Here is a 14,154-nt window from a genome sequence, read left to right as displayed (position 1 = left end):
ATCGGCCGCGATCGACAGTCCGGTTCGGTGTGCGGGGCTGCTGGGGGAGCGTGTTGGTTCAGTTCCGTTCATCGCACCGGCCCGTTCATGGTCTGCGTGCGCGGGCGTGCTGTCGGCTCGAAAGAAGCCGCGAGCGGGATCGGCCGGCGGGGCGTGGTCCGGTGACCTGGGTCGCTTCGGCGACTTGGGTAGGTCGCATTCGGTAGGGTTCCGCACGTGAAGGCACTCCGTCGTTTCACCGTCCGTGCCCATCTGCCCGAGCGTTTGGCGGCCCTGGGCGAACTTTCCACGAATCTGCGCTGGTCGTGGCATTGGCCGACGCAGGATCTGTTCGCCGAGCTCGATCCCGAGTTGTGGCGCGAGGTGGGCCGCGATCCGGTGCGGATGCTGGGGGAGGTGCCGGCGGCGCGGCTCGACGAGTTCGCCGCCGACGCGAACTATGTCGGCCGGGTGGACGCCGCGTCCGTGGATCTGCGCGACTATCTGACCCGGCCGGGTTGGTTCCAGCGGCAGACCGACGAGCCGGTGCGCGGTATCGCCTACTTCTCCATGGAGTTCGGTGTCACCGAGGTACTTCCGAACTATTCGGGCGGGCTCGGGATTCTCGCCGGTGATCATCTGAAGGCCGCCTCCGATCTGGGGTTGCCATTGATCGGCGTCGGATTGCTGTACCGCTCCGGCTATTTCCGGCAGTCGCTGACCGCGGACGGCTGGCAGAGCGAGCACTATCCGGCGCTCGACCCGCAGGGGCTGCCGCTGCGGTTGCTGACCACCGACGGCGCGACGGTGTTGGTCCATGTGGCGATGCCCGACCAGCGGGTGCTGCGGGCGCGGGTGTGGATCGCGCAGGTCGGGCGGGTGCCGCTGCTGCTCTTGGATTCCGATATCGCCGAGAACGATCCGGAGTTGCGCGCGGTCACCGACCGGCTCTACGGCGGTGATCAGGACCATCGGATCAAGCAGGAGATCCTGGCCGGTATCGGTGGCGTGCGGGCGGTACGCGCATACACGCGTGCGGCCGGACTGCCGGATCCCGATGTGTTCCATATGAACGAGGGCCACGCCGGATTCCTCGGTGTCGAGCGGATCCGTGAATTGGTCTCGACCGGACTCGATTTCGATACGGCGCTGGCCGCGGTGCGGGCGGCGACGGTGTTCACCACGCATACTCCGGTGCCCGCGGGTATCGATCGGTTCCCGATGCCGTTGGTGCGCAGGTACTTCGGCGGCGGCCACGGTGAATCCGAATCCGCCATGCTGCCCGGGCTTTCCATCGACCGGATCGTGGCGCTGGGTCGCGAAGCCGACCCGTCGGTGTTCAATATGGCGCATATGGGTCTGCGACTCGCTCAGCGCGCCAACGGTGTTTCCGAACTGCACGGCGAGGTGAGCCGCGCGATGTTCGCGCCGCTGTGGCCCGGATTCGATGCGACCGAGGTGCCGATCGGTTCGGTCACCAATGGTGTGCACGCCCCGACCTGGGCGGCGCGTGAATGGTTCGACAAGGCACGCGAATACATCGGACCCCAGCTGGTCGAGGAGGCGCGGGGCTGGGAGAAGCTGCGCGATATCGACCTGGCCGAACTGTGGTCGACCCGGAATACCTTGCGCGCCACCCTCGTCGCCGAGGTGCGGCGCCGGGTGCGGGCCTCCTGGTTGGAGCGCGGTGCCGCATCGGCCGAATTGGATTGGGTCGATGGCGTTTTCGATCCGAATGTGCTGACCGTCGGCTTCGCCCGCCGGGTGCCGACCTACAAGCGGCTGACCCTGATGTTGCGCGATCCGCAGCGCTTGCGTGCGCTGCTGCTGAATCCGGATCGGCCGATGCAGCTGGTCGTCGCGGGTAAGAGCCATCCGGCCGACGACGGCGGTAAGGCGCTGATCCAGCAGGTCGTCCGCTTCGCCGACGATCCGGAGGTGCGCCACCGCATCGTCTTCCTGCCCGACTACGACATGTCCATGGCTCGCTACCTGTACTGGGGTTGCGATGTCTGGCTGAACAATCCGCTGCGTCCGCTGGAGGCCTGCGGCACCTCCGGGATGAAGTCCGCGCTCAATGGCGGACTCAACCTCTCCATCCGCGATGGCTGGTGGGATGAGATGTACGACGGCGAAAACGGTTGGGCCATACCGACCGCCGACGGCGTCTCCGACGAACACCGTCGCGACGACCTCGAGGCCGCCGCCCTCTACGATCTCTTCGAACGCACGGTGGCCCCGCGGTTCTACGACCGCGATGCCTCGGATATGCCGGTGCGTTGGGTCGAGATGGTGCGCCACACTCTGGAAACGCTCGGGCCGAAGGTGCTGGCCTCCCGCATGGTCCGCGACTATTCGGTCGAGTACTACGCGCCCGCCGCGGTCGCCGGGAAACGCGCGAGCGCCGACGAATTCGCTGGTGCCCGAGCGATTTCGGAGTATCGCCGCCGCGTCGAGGCCGCGTGGCCTTCGGTCAAGATCATCCAGGTCGACAGTGCGGGCCTGCCCGATACCCCGATCATCGGCGCCGAACTCTCCCTTGCCGCCCGCATCGATCTCGGCGGCCTGACCCCCGTCGACGTCACCGTGCAGGCGGTACTCGGCCGAGTGTCGCCGACCGACGACCTCTCCGACACCACCGCGTTCCCGATGGTGCACACCGGAGCTGAATCCGGCGTAGACCTTTTCATCGTCGAAACCCCGGTCCCACTCTCGGGTGCCGTCGGCTACACGATCCGCGTGCTACCCCACAACGAACTGCTCGCCAGCGATGCCGAACTGGGCCTGGTCATTGCCCCGAGCGCTTAGCTGGTGTCGCCGCTGTACAGGCGCCGGATGCGGCGCTCGATGATCTCAGCGACCAGTGGCGCATTCTCGACCGGGAATGCGATGTTTCGCTCGATCTTTCGGTTCCGATGACGATCCGCGCGCCGGGGCGATCGGACCAGGGAGCTGTCCGGCGAGATGAACCAGGGTTCGGGCGTGATCTCCGCCGGTGCGCACGTGGACGATGTCGATAGCTGTGTGAAAATGCCTGGTGCGGTCGGGAATCCGAGTGTTACTCGGAGATCTTGGCGAGTTGGACCAAGCCCTTGGGGTCCCAGGGCAGCGGGCCGGTGGGGAAGCTGAAGCGGAGCATGCGGTGTGGGGCGGCGGTGTCGAAGTGCAGGGTGAAGGCGGGCAGGATGCCGTGGATCACCTTGTCCAGCAGGCCGTTGATGTGGGCGAAGCTGGGTTTGGCTTTGACCTGCCAGGCCTCGAATTTGCCCGCGGGGACGTCGATGGTGGTGCGCTTTTCGACTTTGACTTCCACGGGCCAGTGGATCGAATAGGCGAGCCAGAGGTTGATCGTGGCCTTGGCGCCCTTGGTGAAATCCAGGCCGCGGAAGGTGGTGGCGCCGCCGAGCAGTGAGGTCAGGGGGCTGGGGAAGGGCTCGACCTTGCCGCCGAACTGGAGGTGCGCGGTGCCGTCGAAGTTGCCTTCCTCGCGGCTGACCAGGGTGTCGCCGAATGTGCTCTCCGCGACGTAGCTGCGGGTGGAGAGGAAGCCGCCGGTGCGGTCGAAGATCTGCTCGACCCGCATAGTGAAGTCGTTGGCCATATCGAACGTCAGCTGGGTGCGATAGGCGTCATCGCCGTCGTGCTCGACCAGCGACGTTACCTGGTACTCGGTCGGATCGGTGCCAACGGTCGCCACATACTGGGACAGTTCGCCGTCGGCAATGCCGGGATCGCGAAAAGTATTGCGCACGTTTACGTCCCCTCAAATGGTCCAGGCTGCCGATGCGAGCGCCGATGCGCACGCAACGCCGTGCGAAGTTAAGTTAGATGAATCTGTCTGAGATGGCTACCGTGACGCTGCTCACGAATGCTTGCGCCGGCCCATTGGGGCGAGTTCTCGGATCCAGTGAACTGTCGGCTACCGTGCCCTGGCACCCTCGTACTTATTTTTCGACTGGAGAACCCCATGGTCACCGACGTTCTGAGCCGAACCCGAGGACGTTTGGACGCGTACTTCGGCATCAGTTCGAACGGCTCGACCATCAAGCGTGAGCTGATGGCCGGAACGATCACCTTCCTGGCCATGTCCTACGTGCTCGCGGTGAATCCATCGGTACTCGGCGACCAGGGCGCGCTCGGCGCCAAGGGCATCCCCATGCAGGCGGTTTTCACCGCGACGGCCGTCGCCGCGGTGTTCGGCACGCTGGTGATGGGTGTATGGGCCAAATATCCGATCGCGCTGGCGCCGGGCATGGGCCTCAATGCCTTCTTCGCCTACTCGGTGGTACTCGGGATGGGAATCCCGTGGCAGGCGGCGCTGTCGGGGACCTTCCTGTCCGGGGTGATCTTCTTCGTGCTCGCGGTCACCAAGGTGCGCGAGCGCATTCTCAATGCGATTCCGATGCAGATGAAGTTGGCCGTCGGCGCGGGTATCGGCATGTTCGTGGCATTCCTCGGCCTGAAGAATGCGGGCATCGTGGTCAATAGCGACGCCACGCTGGTCACGCTCGGCGACTTCACCAAGGGCACCACCCTGCTCGCGCTGTTCGGCCTGGTCATGACCGTGGTGTTCCTGGTCATCGGCTGGCACGGCGCGGTGCTGTACGGCATTGTGCTCACGGCGGTGGTCGGTGTCATCAGTGGTCTGGTGGATCTGCCGCACGGTGTGGTCGCGATGCCGAGGGGGCTCGAGCACACCTTCGGTCAGGCGATCATCCATCTGCCGGACGCCTTCACCGGCCAGATGGCCGTCGTCATCCTCACCATGCTGTTCGTCGACTTCTTCGACTGCTCCGGCACCCTGATCGGCGTGGCCAACCAGGCCGGGTTGCTCGACAAGGACGGCAAGTTGCCGCGCGCGGCCAGCGCGCTCGCCGCCGATTCGGTGGGCACCATGGCGGGTGCGGTCATCGGCACCTCCACCACCACCGCCTATGTCGAATCGACCGCGGGTGTCTCGGCGGGCGGGCGGACCGGCATGACCGCCGTGACCACGGCGGGTTGGTTCCTGATCGCCTTGTTCTGCTACCCGATCTTCGCGGTCGTCGCGGGCTCGGCCGCCATCACCGCGCCCGCACTGATCGTGGTCGGTGTGCTCATGGCCCGTGCGCTCGGCGAGATCGACTGGAACCGGCTGGAGTACTCGATCCCGGCCTTCATCACCGTCATCATGATGCCGCTGACGTACTCGATCGCGAACGGCCTGGCGATGGGGATGCTGTTCTACCCCATCGTCATGACCGCGAAGGGGCGCGTCAAAGAGGTGCATCCGGCGATGTGGGCGCTGATGGTGATGTTCCTCGGATACTTCTTCTTCCTGGCGGAATAACACCGAGGATCGCGCGGTTGGGCTGCACTGTGCGATAATCGGACCGCAGTCCGATTCATTGCCGAGGCTAAACAGTCACTGTTCGAACCGATGCAGGGATGAGGACCAGCATGACCAACAACAGCACGCTCGAGCGCCCAGGCGGCTCGAGTATCACGACTCTCGACAACTCCGCCGCCGATCTCGGCCTCTTGGTGCTGCGCGTCGTCTTCGGTGGCCTGCTCGCCGCGCACGGCAGCCAGAAACTGTTCGGCTGGTTCAACGGCATGGGCTGGAGCCGCAATGCCGCCACCTTCGATTCGATGGGTTACAACCCGGGCAAACTGTTCGGCACGCTCGCCGGACTGAGTGAATTCACCGGCGGCATCCTGCTGCTGCTCGGCCTGCTGACCCCGCTGGCCTCGGCCATCGTATTGGGCACCATGATCAACGCGATCAATACCACCTGGCACGGCGGCCTGCTGAGCGGCAAGGGTTATGAAATGCCCCTGCTGTTCGCCACCGTCGGCGCGGTCGTCGCCTTCACCGGCCCCGGCAAGTTCTCCCTCGACAGCGGCCGCCCGTGGCAGCGTCAGGGCGTGGTGTGGGGCGTTGCCTCGATTGTGGTGGCCGTGATCGCGGCCGTCGTGACGCTGATCCTCAAGTGGACGCTCTGATCCGCTGGTACGTGCGGCGCGGTGACCGAGGCGGGGGTCGCCGCGCCGCTGCTTTATCTGGGGCACAATTGATTTCACGCCGCATCGGGGTGTGAATGTAGGACCAGGACCGTGGTCGCGCCGTGATGGAATTCGTAGCGGGTTTCTTGGAGCGCGGAACTGATCCCCTTGTCGTGCAGTTCTTTTCGCAGGTGCGCGACCAGATCGTCCTGGCGGGCGCCGGTGTGATCGACGAGGGGGTAGAGGCGGGTTTCGCCGCAGGACACCCTGGACAGTTCGAGCAGGGACGCCAGATGGAAATCGGGGTCGAGGCGGTCGGCGTAGGTGAAGAGCAGATGTGAGCTCAGGGCCAGGTCGAAACTGTTGTCGGGGAAGGGCAGCGACGGTAGTCGGGCCGCGACGTAACGATCGCGATGGGTGGTGAGGTCGGTGCCGAAGCGAGCCGCGGCGGCGAGGCGTATTCGTCGGTGCTGTTGTGGATCGCCATAGAAGTCCCAGCGGTAGCGGTCCAGATGCGCTGTTGCCCAAATGTTTCCGCGATCGGTTTCGGACCGGGCGAGGGCGCGCAACTGCTCCGCGGGTAGGGCGTAGATCGGGTCCGCCGCGATGACGGTCGCGCCGAATTCACTCGCTTCCGCCGTGAAACTTGCTGCGCCGCCGGGGCAGTCGAGGATGCGTCCGCTGAGGTCGGCATCGGTGAGTGCGAAGATTGCACGATATTCGGCCAAAGATCTTGCGCTGATCAAGAATTCGCCGAGAGTGTCGATATCTGGCTGGTGCGTCATTGAGAAACGGTCTCATGTGCGGATCGGCCACGACAGGGGTTCATGGTGTCCCCGCGCCGCGTGCAGGGCTTGGCGCGGGGACCGCCGATACATCCGGTGTGGGAATTGGGGTCCACCGAAGTATCGAATCTCAACTTACTTCTGTATGGAAATAATGGACCATATTGTGAGCGGTGTCACAGTTCGAGCTGATCAGGCGCTGGCGGCGGTCAGGCGCCGGAGTGCTTTGGTGACGACTTCCGGATCCGAGGTCTCCCAGTACGGCGGCAGTGAGGCGCGCAGGTAACCGCCGTAGCGTGCGGTCGCCAAACGCGAATCCAGGATCGCCACGACACCGCGGTCATCGACGCTGCGCAAGAGCCTGCCGGTGCCCTGGGCCAGCAGCAATGCGGCGTGATTGGCCGCGACGGTCATGAAGCCATTGCCCCCGCGCGACTCCACCGCGCGCTGCCGCGCGGTCAGCAGTGGGTCGTCGGGGCGCGGGAACGGGATGCGATCCAGAATGACCAGGCTCAGCGACGGACCGGGCACATCGACGCCCTGCCACAGCGACAGCGTGCCGAACAACGAGGTCTCCGGGTCGTCGGCGAACTTGCGCACCAGTGCACCGGTCGCGTCGTCCCCTTGACACAGAACGGGCGTGTCCAGCCGCTCGCGCAGGGCCTCGGTGGCCGCGCGTGCGGCGCGCATCGAGGAGAACAGACCGAGTGTGCGGCCGCCCGCGGCGGTGATCAGCCGCTCGATTTCGTCGAGATAGGCCGGTGCCAAACCGTCGCGGCCGGGGGCGGGCAGATGTTTGGCGACATACAGGATGCCGGATTTGGCATGGTCGAACGGCGAACCGACATCGAGCGAACTCCAGCGCACGGTATCGGCGTCCGAGGGCGCCTCGGCGCCGTTCGCGGTTGCGGTATCGCTGCGGTTGGCCGATTGCGCGGGCAGACCCCAGGTGATGGCGAGTCCGTCGAAGGAGCCGCCGATCTGCAAGGTGGCCGAGGTGAGCACGACGGTGGCGGTACCGAAGAGTCTGCTGCGCAGTAGCCCACCCACCGAGAGCGGCGCCATCCGCAGTGTGCGCCGGGCGACGCCGCGGATCTCGTCCGCGGCGAGCCAGATGACATCGTGGCGTTTGGCCGGATCGGGCTCATCGAACGCGGTCAAGGCGCGCACGGCACTGTCGTGCACCTCGTCGATGGCGGCCAGTGCCTGGGTGCGGGCGGCGGCGCTCTCCGGATCGCCCTGGGCGGTGGTGCCGCCTTGCGGCGCGAGCGCGGTGCGGGCATTCCAGGCGGCGTCGCGCACCAGCGCCAGCACCGGCGCGATGCCATCGGGCAAGGCGTCCCAGCGCGCGGCGGGCAGTTCGTCCAGCACCGTGTGCCAGGCCTCGGCGGCCTCCTCCAGCCGGTCCACTTCCTGCTGGTCGATGAGTTTGGCGCAGCGCCGGGCGGCGGCGCTGATCGCCGAGGCGGCCAGTTCGGCGGTGGCCACGCCGGTGACCCGGTCGACCAACTCGTGCGCCTCATCGATGACGACCACATCGTGTTCGGGCAGGACCTGGATGCCGCTGATCGCGTCGATGGCCAGCAGGGCGTGATTGGTCACCACCACGTCGGCCTGCGCCGATTCCGCCCTGGCCCGCTCGGCGAAGCAATCCTGGCCGAACGGGCAGCGCGACTTGCCGAGGCATTCCCGCGACGACACGCTGACCTGCCGCCAGGCCCGGTCGGTGACGCCGGGGACGAGCTCGTCCCGGTCGCCGGTCTCGGTGTCGGAGGCCCATTCGTTGAGCCGCTGCACCTCCCGGCCTAGGCGCGAGATGGCGAACGCGTCGAAGAGTTCGGCCTCCTGCGGCTCGTCCGGAATCGCGCTATTGATCTTGTTCAGGCACAGATAGTTGTTGCGTCCCTTGAGTATCGCGAATTTCGCGGCCCGGCCCAGCGGCTTGCTCAGCGCCTCTGCCAGTCGCGGCAGATCTCGATCGACGAGCTGACGCTGCAGGGCGATCGTCGCGGTCGACACCACCACTGTCCGCCCGGTCCGGACCGCGTGACGCAAGCTCGGCACCAGATACGCCAGCGACTTCCCGGTCCCCGTCCCCGCCTGCACCGCGAGGTGCTCCTTGGCATCGATCGCATGGTCCACCGCCGCCGCCATCGTCAGCTGCCCGCCGCGCTCCTTCCCGCCCAGCGCGTGCACAGCGGTGGCCAAAAGTTCGGGGACGGGCGGCAGTTCGGGCACGCGAAGAGCCTACTGCGTGGGCCCGACAGAGATCACCGCCCGATCCGGTCCGCGCGGTACTTCGCACACCTTCGCTGCGCCATCCCGGCGTGTCCTACGGCAGGTCGGGGTGCGCGAACCGGGCTACCGGGCGACCGACCCCTCGAGATCCACGCCCGCGGTGCGCATGCGGTCGAGGGCGGCGGTGGTGGTCTCGGCGGCCACGCCCGCGGTGAAGTCCAGCAGCACCCGGGTGTCGAACCCTTCGATGCGGGCATCGAGGGCGGTCGCGCGGACGCAGTGGTCGGTGGCTATTCCGACGATGTCGAGTTCGTCGATGGCATGCTCGCGCAACCAGTCGGCCAGGCTGGTGCCGTCCTCGGTGGCGCCCTCGAAACCGGAATAGGCCGCGGAATATTGGCCCTTGGAGAAGATCTCCTGGATCGGGGCGGTATCGAGATTCGGGTGGAAATCCGCACCGGAGGTGCCGACCCGGCAATGCGGCGGCCAGGTGTCGACGTAATCGGGGTGTTCGGAGAAATGTCCGCCCGGATCGATGTGGTAATCGCGGGTCGCGACGACCGCGCTGTAATGCGTGGAGTTCAGATAGTCGGTGATGCGACGGGCGACCGCGGACCCACCGGTGACGGCGAGTGATCCGCCCTCGCAGAAATCGTTCTGCACGTCGACGATGATCAACGCTCGGTTCATGTCGACCTCACTTTCCCAGGATGTCATGCGCCGAGGTGTAAACGCTCGGGCTCCTGTCTGTGGATTACATTGTGCCGCCTGATCGATCGGGCGGGCCACGGCACCTGGAGGAACACGTGAACAGCACCGTCAGAATTTCGATCGCACTCTTCATCGGCTACACCGCCTATCTCGCCACCGCCTTTCTGCTCGGCGACCGCCCCGACGCGGCCGGTGACTGGGTGCGGCTGCTGATCAAGGGGGTCCTGATCGCGGTGATAGCGGTTTCGACCGTCGAATGGCTGACCAAGCGGCGCAATGCCAAGGCCGCCACTGCCCCGGTCAGTTCAGAAATGTCGTCGGGATCGCCGGCTCCCCATCCGACAGTTTCAGGCCCTCCCACGGCAGGCTGACCAGCCCGCGCGAAACCAGTTTGCGACTGTCGGCGAGCGTGGGCAGTCCATCGACCACCTCGCCGCCGCGGACCAGCGGAACCACGAGCTCGCGCACTTCGAATCCGTTTGCGGCGGGCTGCGTTCCGGCGGCCGGGTAGATGATCTCCTCGACCATGGTGCCGGTCCGGCGGGACAGCCGGACCGCCTTTTTGGTGCCGCCGCGCGACTCCTTGTGGCTGCTGCGTTTGGCGACGGGCAGCCCGTCCACCTCGACCAGTTTGTAGACCATGCCCGCGGTGGGCGCTCCGGACCCGGTGACCACCGACGTCCCGACGCCGTAGACATCGACCGGTTCGGCCCGCAATGCCGCGATCGCGTATTCGTCGAGATCGCCGGAGACCACGATGCGGGTCTTGGTCGCGCCGAGCCGGTCGAGTTGCTCGCGCACCTGCCTGGCCAGCACGCCCAGATCGCCGGAGTCGATACGGACACCGCCCAATTCGGGTCCGGCGACCTCGATGGCGGTGGCCACGCCCTTGGTGATGTCGAAGGTGTCCACCAGCAGGGTGGTGCCCAGGCCGAGCGCGTCGATCTGGCCGCGGAAGGCGGCCGCCTCGTGCGCGCCGTCGGCGGCGCTGTGCAGCAGGGTGAACGCGTGCGCGCTGGTGCCGGCGCCGGGCACGCCGAAGCGGCGCACGGCCTCCAGATTGGAGGTGGCGTCGAAACCGGCCAGATATGCCGCGCGCGAGCTGGACGGCGCGGCGAGTTCGTGGGCCCGGCGCGAGCCCATCTCGATCATCCGGCGCCCCGCGGCCGCGCTCACCATGCGTGCGGCGGCCGAGGCGATCGCGCTGTCGTGGTTGAGGATCGACAGGGCCAAGGTCTCCAGCAGGACGCATTCGGCGAAGCTGCCGCGCACCGAAAGAATCGGGGAGCCGGGGAAATACAGCTCGCCCTCCGGATAACCGTCGATATCGCCGGTGAACCGGTAGTCGCGCAGCCAGTCGACGATCTTCGAGTCCAGGAAGCCCGCCGCGATATCGAGCTCCGGTTCTTCGAAACGGAAGTGCGCCAGCGCGTCCAGCAGGCGGCCGGTACCCCCGACCACACCGTAGCGGCGACCGTTTGGCAATCGGCGGGCAAACACCTCGAAGCTGCAGCGGCGCTGCGCCGAGCCGTCGCCGAGCGCGGCCGCGAGCATGGTCAGTTCGTACTGATCGGTCAGCAGAGCGGTGCTGCGCATGTCCACCAAGTCACTCTAAACAGCTGCCGTGCGCATGGTAGGCCGGTGCTGCCGGGGCGTCCGCCAAATCCTGGTGTGCGGGTGTTGTGTATCCGGAGTCGAGTCGTACCCTGAGTGTTATGGCCTTGTGCAAAGCGAACGCGACACTGTCGGCGGCACAGGCGACTCCGGAGGCGGTCGAGTACACCGAGATCCTGGAGGCCGAGGACCGTCCGTGGGTGACGGTCGTCTGGGATGATCCGGTCAACCTCATGCACTACGTCGCCTACATCTTCCAGAAGCTTTTCGGCTACAGCAAAGCGAAGGCGACCGAATTGATGCTCAAGGTGCACAACGAGGGCAAGGCCGTGGTGTCGTCGGGTTCGCGGGACAAGATGGAACAGGACGTGCGAAGGCTGCACGCGGCGGGACTCTGGGCGACCATGCAACGGGATGACTGACCGTACGACTACGCTGACGTCAGTGCGGAAGTGGAGCCGGAAGAACTCGCTGAGCGGCCTCAAGCTGCGATCCGAGATGGACGCGCGTGAGGCGAGTGTGCTGCGGTCCCTGGTCGGCGCGGTCTCCGGGCTGCTGACCGAGCGGGCCGAATCCGCGCCCGCCGACGAACTCACCGAACTGACCGGGCTGCGCAGCGGCAATACGACACCGCCCGAGGATCCCCGGCTGCACCGGCTGCTGCCGGATTTCCACCGCAGCGAACCCGGTTCCCCCGACGCCGACCGCGCCGATCTCAATAGCGCCCTGCGCGGCCTGCACGAGCCCGAGATCATCGATGCCAAGCTGGCCGCGGGGTCGGTGGTGCTGAAGACGGTGCCCACCGATGGCGGGAAGATCGTGCTGACCCCCGAGCAGGCCGATGCCTGGTTGACCGCGCTCACCGATGTGCGGCTGGCATTGGGCACGGTGCTCGGAATCGATGCCGACACACCCGATCACCTCGAACCCGATGACCCGCGTGGGCCGCATCTGGATGTGTATCACTGGCTGACCTGGATGCAGGATTCGCTGCTGCAGGCCCTCGCCCCCTGACGCTGCCGCGGCTGGCCGGAAGACGCCATCCTGGATCGGTGCCGAGTAGTCAGGAGCAGCAGCTGTGAATGCGCAAGCGGGACCGAGGAATTCGCTCACCGACGTCACCGGCCTGTTGGTCGGGCACCAGCACGCGCTCGATCCGGACGCGACGCTGGGTTCCGGCGCGGCGACCGGGTGCACCGTCGTCCACGCGCCCGGCGGCGCCATCGCCGCGGTCGATGTGCGCGGTGGTGGGCCGGGGACCAGGGAAACCGATCTGCTCGACCCGGGCAACACTGTGCGCCAAGTGAATTCGATCCTGCTCACCGGCGGCAGCGCCTACGGACTCGCGGCCGCCGACGGCGTCATGCGCTGGCTGGAGGAACATCGCGAGGGCATCCCGATGGATCCGGCCGATCCGAGCCGCGTGGTGCCCATTGTGCCCGCCGCGGTCATCTTCGATCTTCCGGTGGGGGACTGGGGAATTCGCCCCACCGCCGACTTCGGGTTCCTGGCGGCCGAGGCGGCGGCGGTCGAGTTCGAGCGCGGTTCGGTCGGGGCGGGGGTCGGCGCGCGTGCCGGTTCGATCAAGGGCGGCGTCGGCACCGCGAGCGTGGTGCTCGGTGCGGGCATCACCGTCTCGGCGCTGATCGTCGCCAACCCCGTCGGCTCGGTCTTCGACCCACGCACCGGCCTGCCCTGGGGCGTCGGCACCGACGGTCCCGAGCACTTCGGGCTGCACCCGGCAACCCCGGACCAACTGGCCGCGGCCAACGCACTCCCGGTCAAGGGCACCGTTCTCAACACCACCATCGGCGTGGTCGCCACCGACGCACCCCTGGACCCCGCAGGCTGCCAGCGCATGGCCGCCACCGCCCACGACGGCCTCGCCCGCGCCATCCGCCCGGCCCACTCGCCCCTGGACGGCGACACCCTGTTCGCCCTCGCCACCGGCACCGCCGAGATCACCGCCCCGCCGATGCCCCCGGCCTTCCCTGCCGAGCTGCTCGTTCTCGACGCAGTCTGCACCGCCGCGGCGGTTTGCGTGGAGCGCGCCATCGTCGACGCCATTCTCTCGGCCCGCTCCGTCGCGGGCATTCCCGCCTATTCCGATCTCTTCCCACGCTGATCCCCCGGGGCGACGCGTCGGAGGCGAACGCGATCGGGCCGACGAACGCGAAAGTGTGCGTGCGACTTGGGAACCACGCTGGTCCGGGTGCGGGTAGGCGGGAACTTCCGTTTGCCGACGCGCGATCGCCGGTCGGTGGGGGCACCGCGAGCGCGGCCGCCGGAGGGGTACCGGCCGACAGGCGGCCGGGAATAGCCGAATATTCTTGGTCGTTGTCGGGTGCGTTATGTCGGCGGCGGTGGTGCCGAAATGCGGAAGGGTTTGACTCGTGCTGGTGATAAGGGCCGACCTCGTGGAGGCGATGGTCGCGCATGCGCGTGCCGATCACCCGGACGAGGCGTGCGGTGTCATCGCCGGTCCGGAGGGGTCCGATCGCCCCGAGCGGTTCATCGCCATGGTCAATGCCGAGCGCTCGCCGACCTTCTACCGGTTCGACTCCGGTGAACAGCTGAAGGTGTGGCGGGCCATGGACGACGCCGATGAGATCCCGGTGGTGATCTACCACTCGCACACCGCCACCGAGGCCTACCCGAGCCGCACCGACATCTCCTACGCGTCCGAACCGTTCGCGCATTACGTGCTGATCTCCACCCGTGATCCCGAGCAGCACGAGCTGCGCAGCTACCGGATCGTCGATGGTGTGGTCACCGAGGAGCCGGTCGAGGTCGTCGATGCGTACGAGACCGTTTAGTACCCCCATGTTCGTCGAATTCGAGG

13 protein-coding genes are annotated in these 14,154 nt (G+C 66.9%); 8 read left to right on the top strand and 5 right to left on the bottom strand.

Translation table 11 applies throughout. The features are described 5' to 3' along the window. Positions 1–216: 216 nt before the first annotated feature. Complete coding sequence (gene glgP, locus ACQP0C_RS35140; RefSeq protein WP_433727119.1) at positions 217–2,787, top strand: alpha-glucan family phosphorylase; 2,571 nt, start codon at positions 217–219, stop codon at positions 2,785–2,787. Between the two features lie 250 nt (positions 2,788–3,037). On the opposite strand, the gene ACQP0C_RS35135 is transcribed toward glgP, so the two are convergent. Beyond that, on the bottom strand, positions 3,038–3,730 hold the full coding sequence (locus ACQP0C_RS35135) for a hypothetical protein (RefSeq protein WP_433727117.1): 693 nt from the start codon (positions 3,728–3,730) through the stop codon (positions 3,038–3,040). Between the two features lie 216 nt (positions 3,731–3,946). Between ACQP0C_RS35135 and ACQP0C_RS35130 the strand changes: the two genes are divergently transcribed. Together ACQP0C_RS35130 and ACQP0C_RS35125 are read left to right on the top strand one after the other, a co-directional pair. Beyond that, on the top strand, positions 3,947–5,308 hold the full coding sequence (locus ACQP0C_RS35130) for an NCS2 family permease (RefSeq protein ID WP_433727115.1): 1,362 nt from the start codon (positions 3,947–3,949) through the stop codon (positions 5,306–5,308). A 110-nt stretch (positions 5,309–5,418) separates the two neighbouring features. Then, on the top strand, positions 5,419–5,964 hold the full coding sequence (locus ACQP0C_RS35125) for a DoxX family protein (RefSeq protein WP_433727113.1): 546 nt from the start codon (positions 5,419–5,421) through the stop codon (positions 5,962–5,964). A 74-nt stretch (positions 5,965–6,038) separates the two neighbouring features. Here ACQP0C_RS35125 and ACQP0C_RS35120 read toward each other — a convergent pair whose 3' ends face one another. The 3 genes from ACQP0C_RS35120 to ACQP0C_RS35110 form a co-directional block, all read right to left on the bottom strand. After that, positions 6,039–6,749, bottom strand: coding sequence for a methyltransferase domain-containing protein (locus ACQP0C_RS35120; protein ID WP_433727111.1), 711 nt, complete (start codon positions 6,747–6,749; stop codon positions 6,039–6,041). A gap of 192 nt (positions 6,750–6,941) precedes the next feature. Beyond that, entirely contained in the window at positions 6,942–8,987 is a 2,046-nt protein-coding gene (locus ACQP0C_RS35115) for an ATP-dependent DNA helicase (RefSeq protein ID WP_433727109.1), read from the bottom strand. Positions 8,988–9,110: 123 nt separating this feature from the next. Further along, entirely contained in the window at positions 9,111–9,677 is a 567-nt protein-coding gene (locus tag ACQP0C_RS35110) for a nicotinamidase (protein ID WP_433734736.1), read from the bottom strand. 116 nt (positions 9,678–9,793) lie between these two features. On the opposite strand from ACQP0C_RS35110, the gene ACQP0C_RS35105 reads away from it, so the two are divergent. Next, positions 9,794–10,069, top strand: a complete 276-nt coding sequence (locus ACQP0C_RS35105; protein WP_433727107.1) for a hypothetical protein — start codon at positions 9,794–9,796, stop codon at positions 10,067–10,069. Here ACQP0C_RS35105 and ACQP0C_RS35100 read toward each other — a convergent pair. Beyond that, positions 9,999–11,294 (bottom strand): nicotinate phosphoribosyltransferase, encoded by a 1,296-nt coding sequence (locus tag ACQP0C_RS35100; protein WP_433734735.1) that lies wholly within the window; start codon positions 11,292–11,294, stop codon positions 9,999–10,001. The two genes, ACQP0C_RS35105 and ACQP0C_RS35100, sit on opposite strands and share 71 nt — an antisense overlap. Before the next feature lie 119 nt (positions 11,295–11,413). Here ACQP0C_RS35100 and clpS point away from each other — a divergent pair, with 119 nt between their 5' ends. The 4 genes from clpS (at position 11,414) to ACQP0C_RS35080 (ending at position 14,128) form a co-directional block, all read left to right on the top strand. Beyond that, a complete protein-coding gene (clpS, locus tag ACQP0C_RS35095; protein ID WP_355182354.1) occupies positions 11,414–11,734 on the top strand; it encodes an ATP-dependent Clp protease adapter ClpS in 321 nt (106 codons plus the stop codon). Positions 11,735–11,756: 22 nt separating this feature from the next. After that, positions 11,757–12,326: a DUF2017 domain-containing protein gene (locus ACQP0C_RS35090; RefSeq protein WP_433727105.1), complete on the top strand. Its 570-nt coding sequence runs from the start codon at positions 11,757–11,759 to the stop codon at positions 12,324–12,326. A gap of 64 nt (positions 12,327–12,390) precedes the next feature. Continuing rightward, positions 12,391–13,437 (top strand): P1 family peptidase, encoded by a 1,047-nt coding sequence (locus tag ACQP0C_RS35085; protein ID WP_433727103.1) that lies wholly within the window; start codon positions 12,391–12,393, stop codon positions 13,435–13,437. 268 nt (positions 13,438–13,705) lie between these two features. After that, complete coding sequence (locus tag ACQP0C_RS35080; protein WP_433727101.1) at positions 13,706–14,128, top strand: Mov34/MPN/PAD-1 family protein; 423 nt, start codon at positions 13,706–13,708, stop codon at positions 14,126–14,128. The last annotated feature ends 26 nt before the right edge of the window (positions 14,129–14,154 follow it).

This window comes from Nocardia sp. CA-129566 (assembly GCF_050956075.1).
Lineage (GTDB): Bacteria > Actinomycetota > Actinomycetes > Mycobacteriales > Mycobacteriaceae > Nocardia.
The sequence above is the reverse complement of the archived record's forward strand: the minus strand, read 5'-3'. Positions and strand labels throughout refer to the sequence as shown.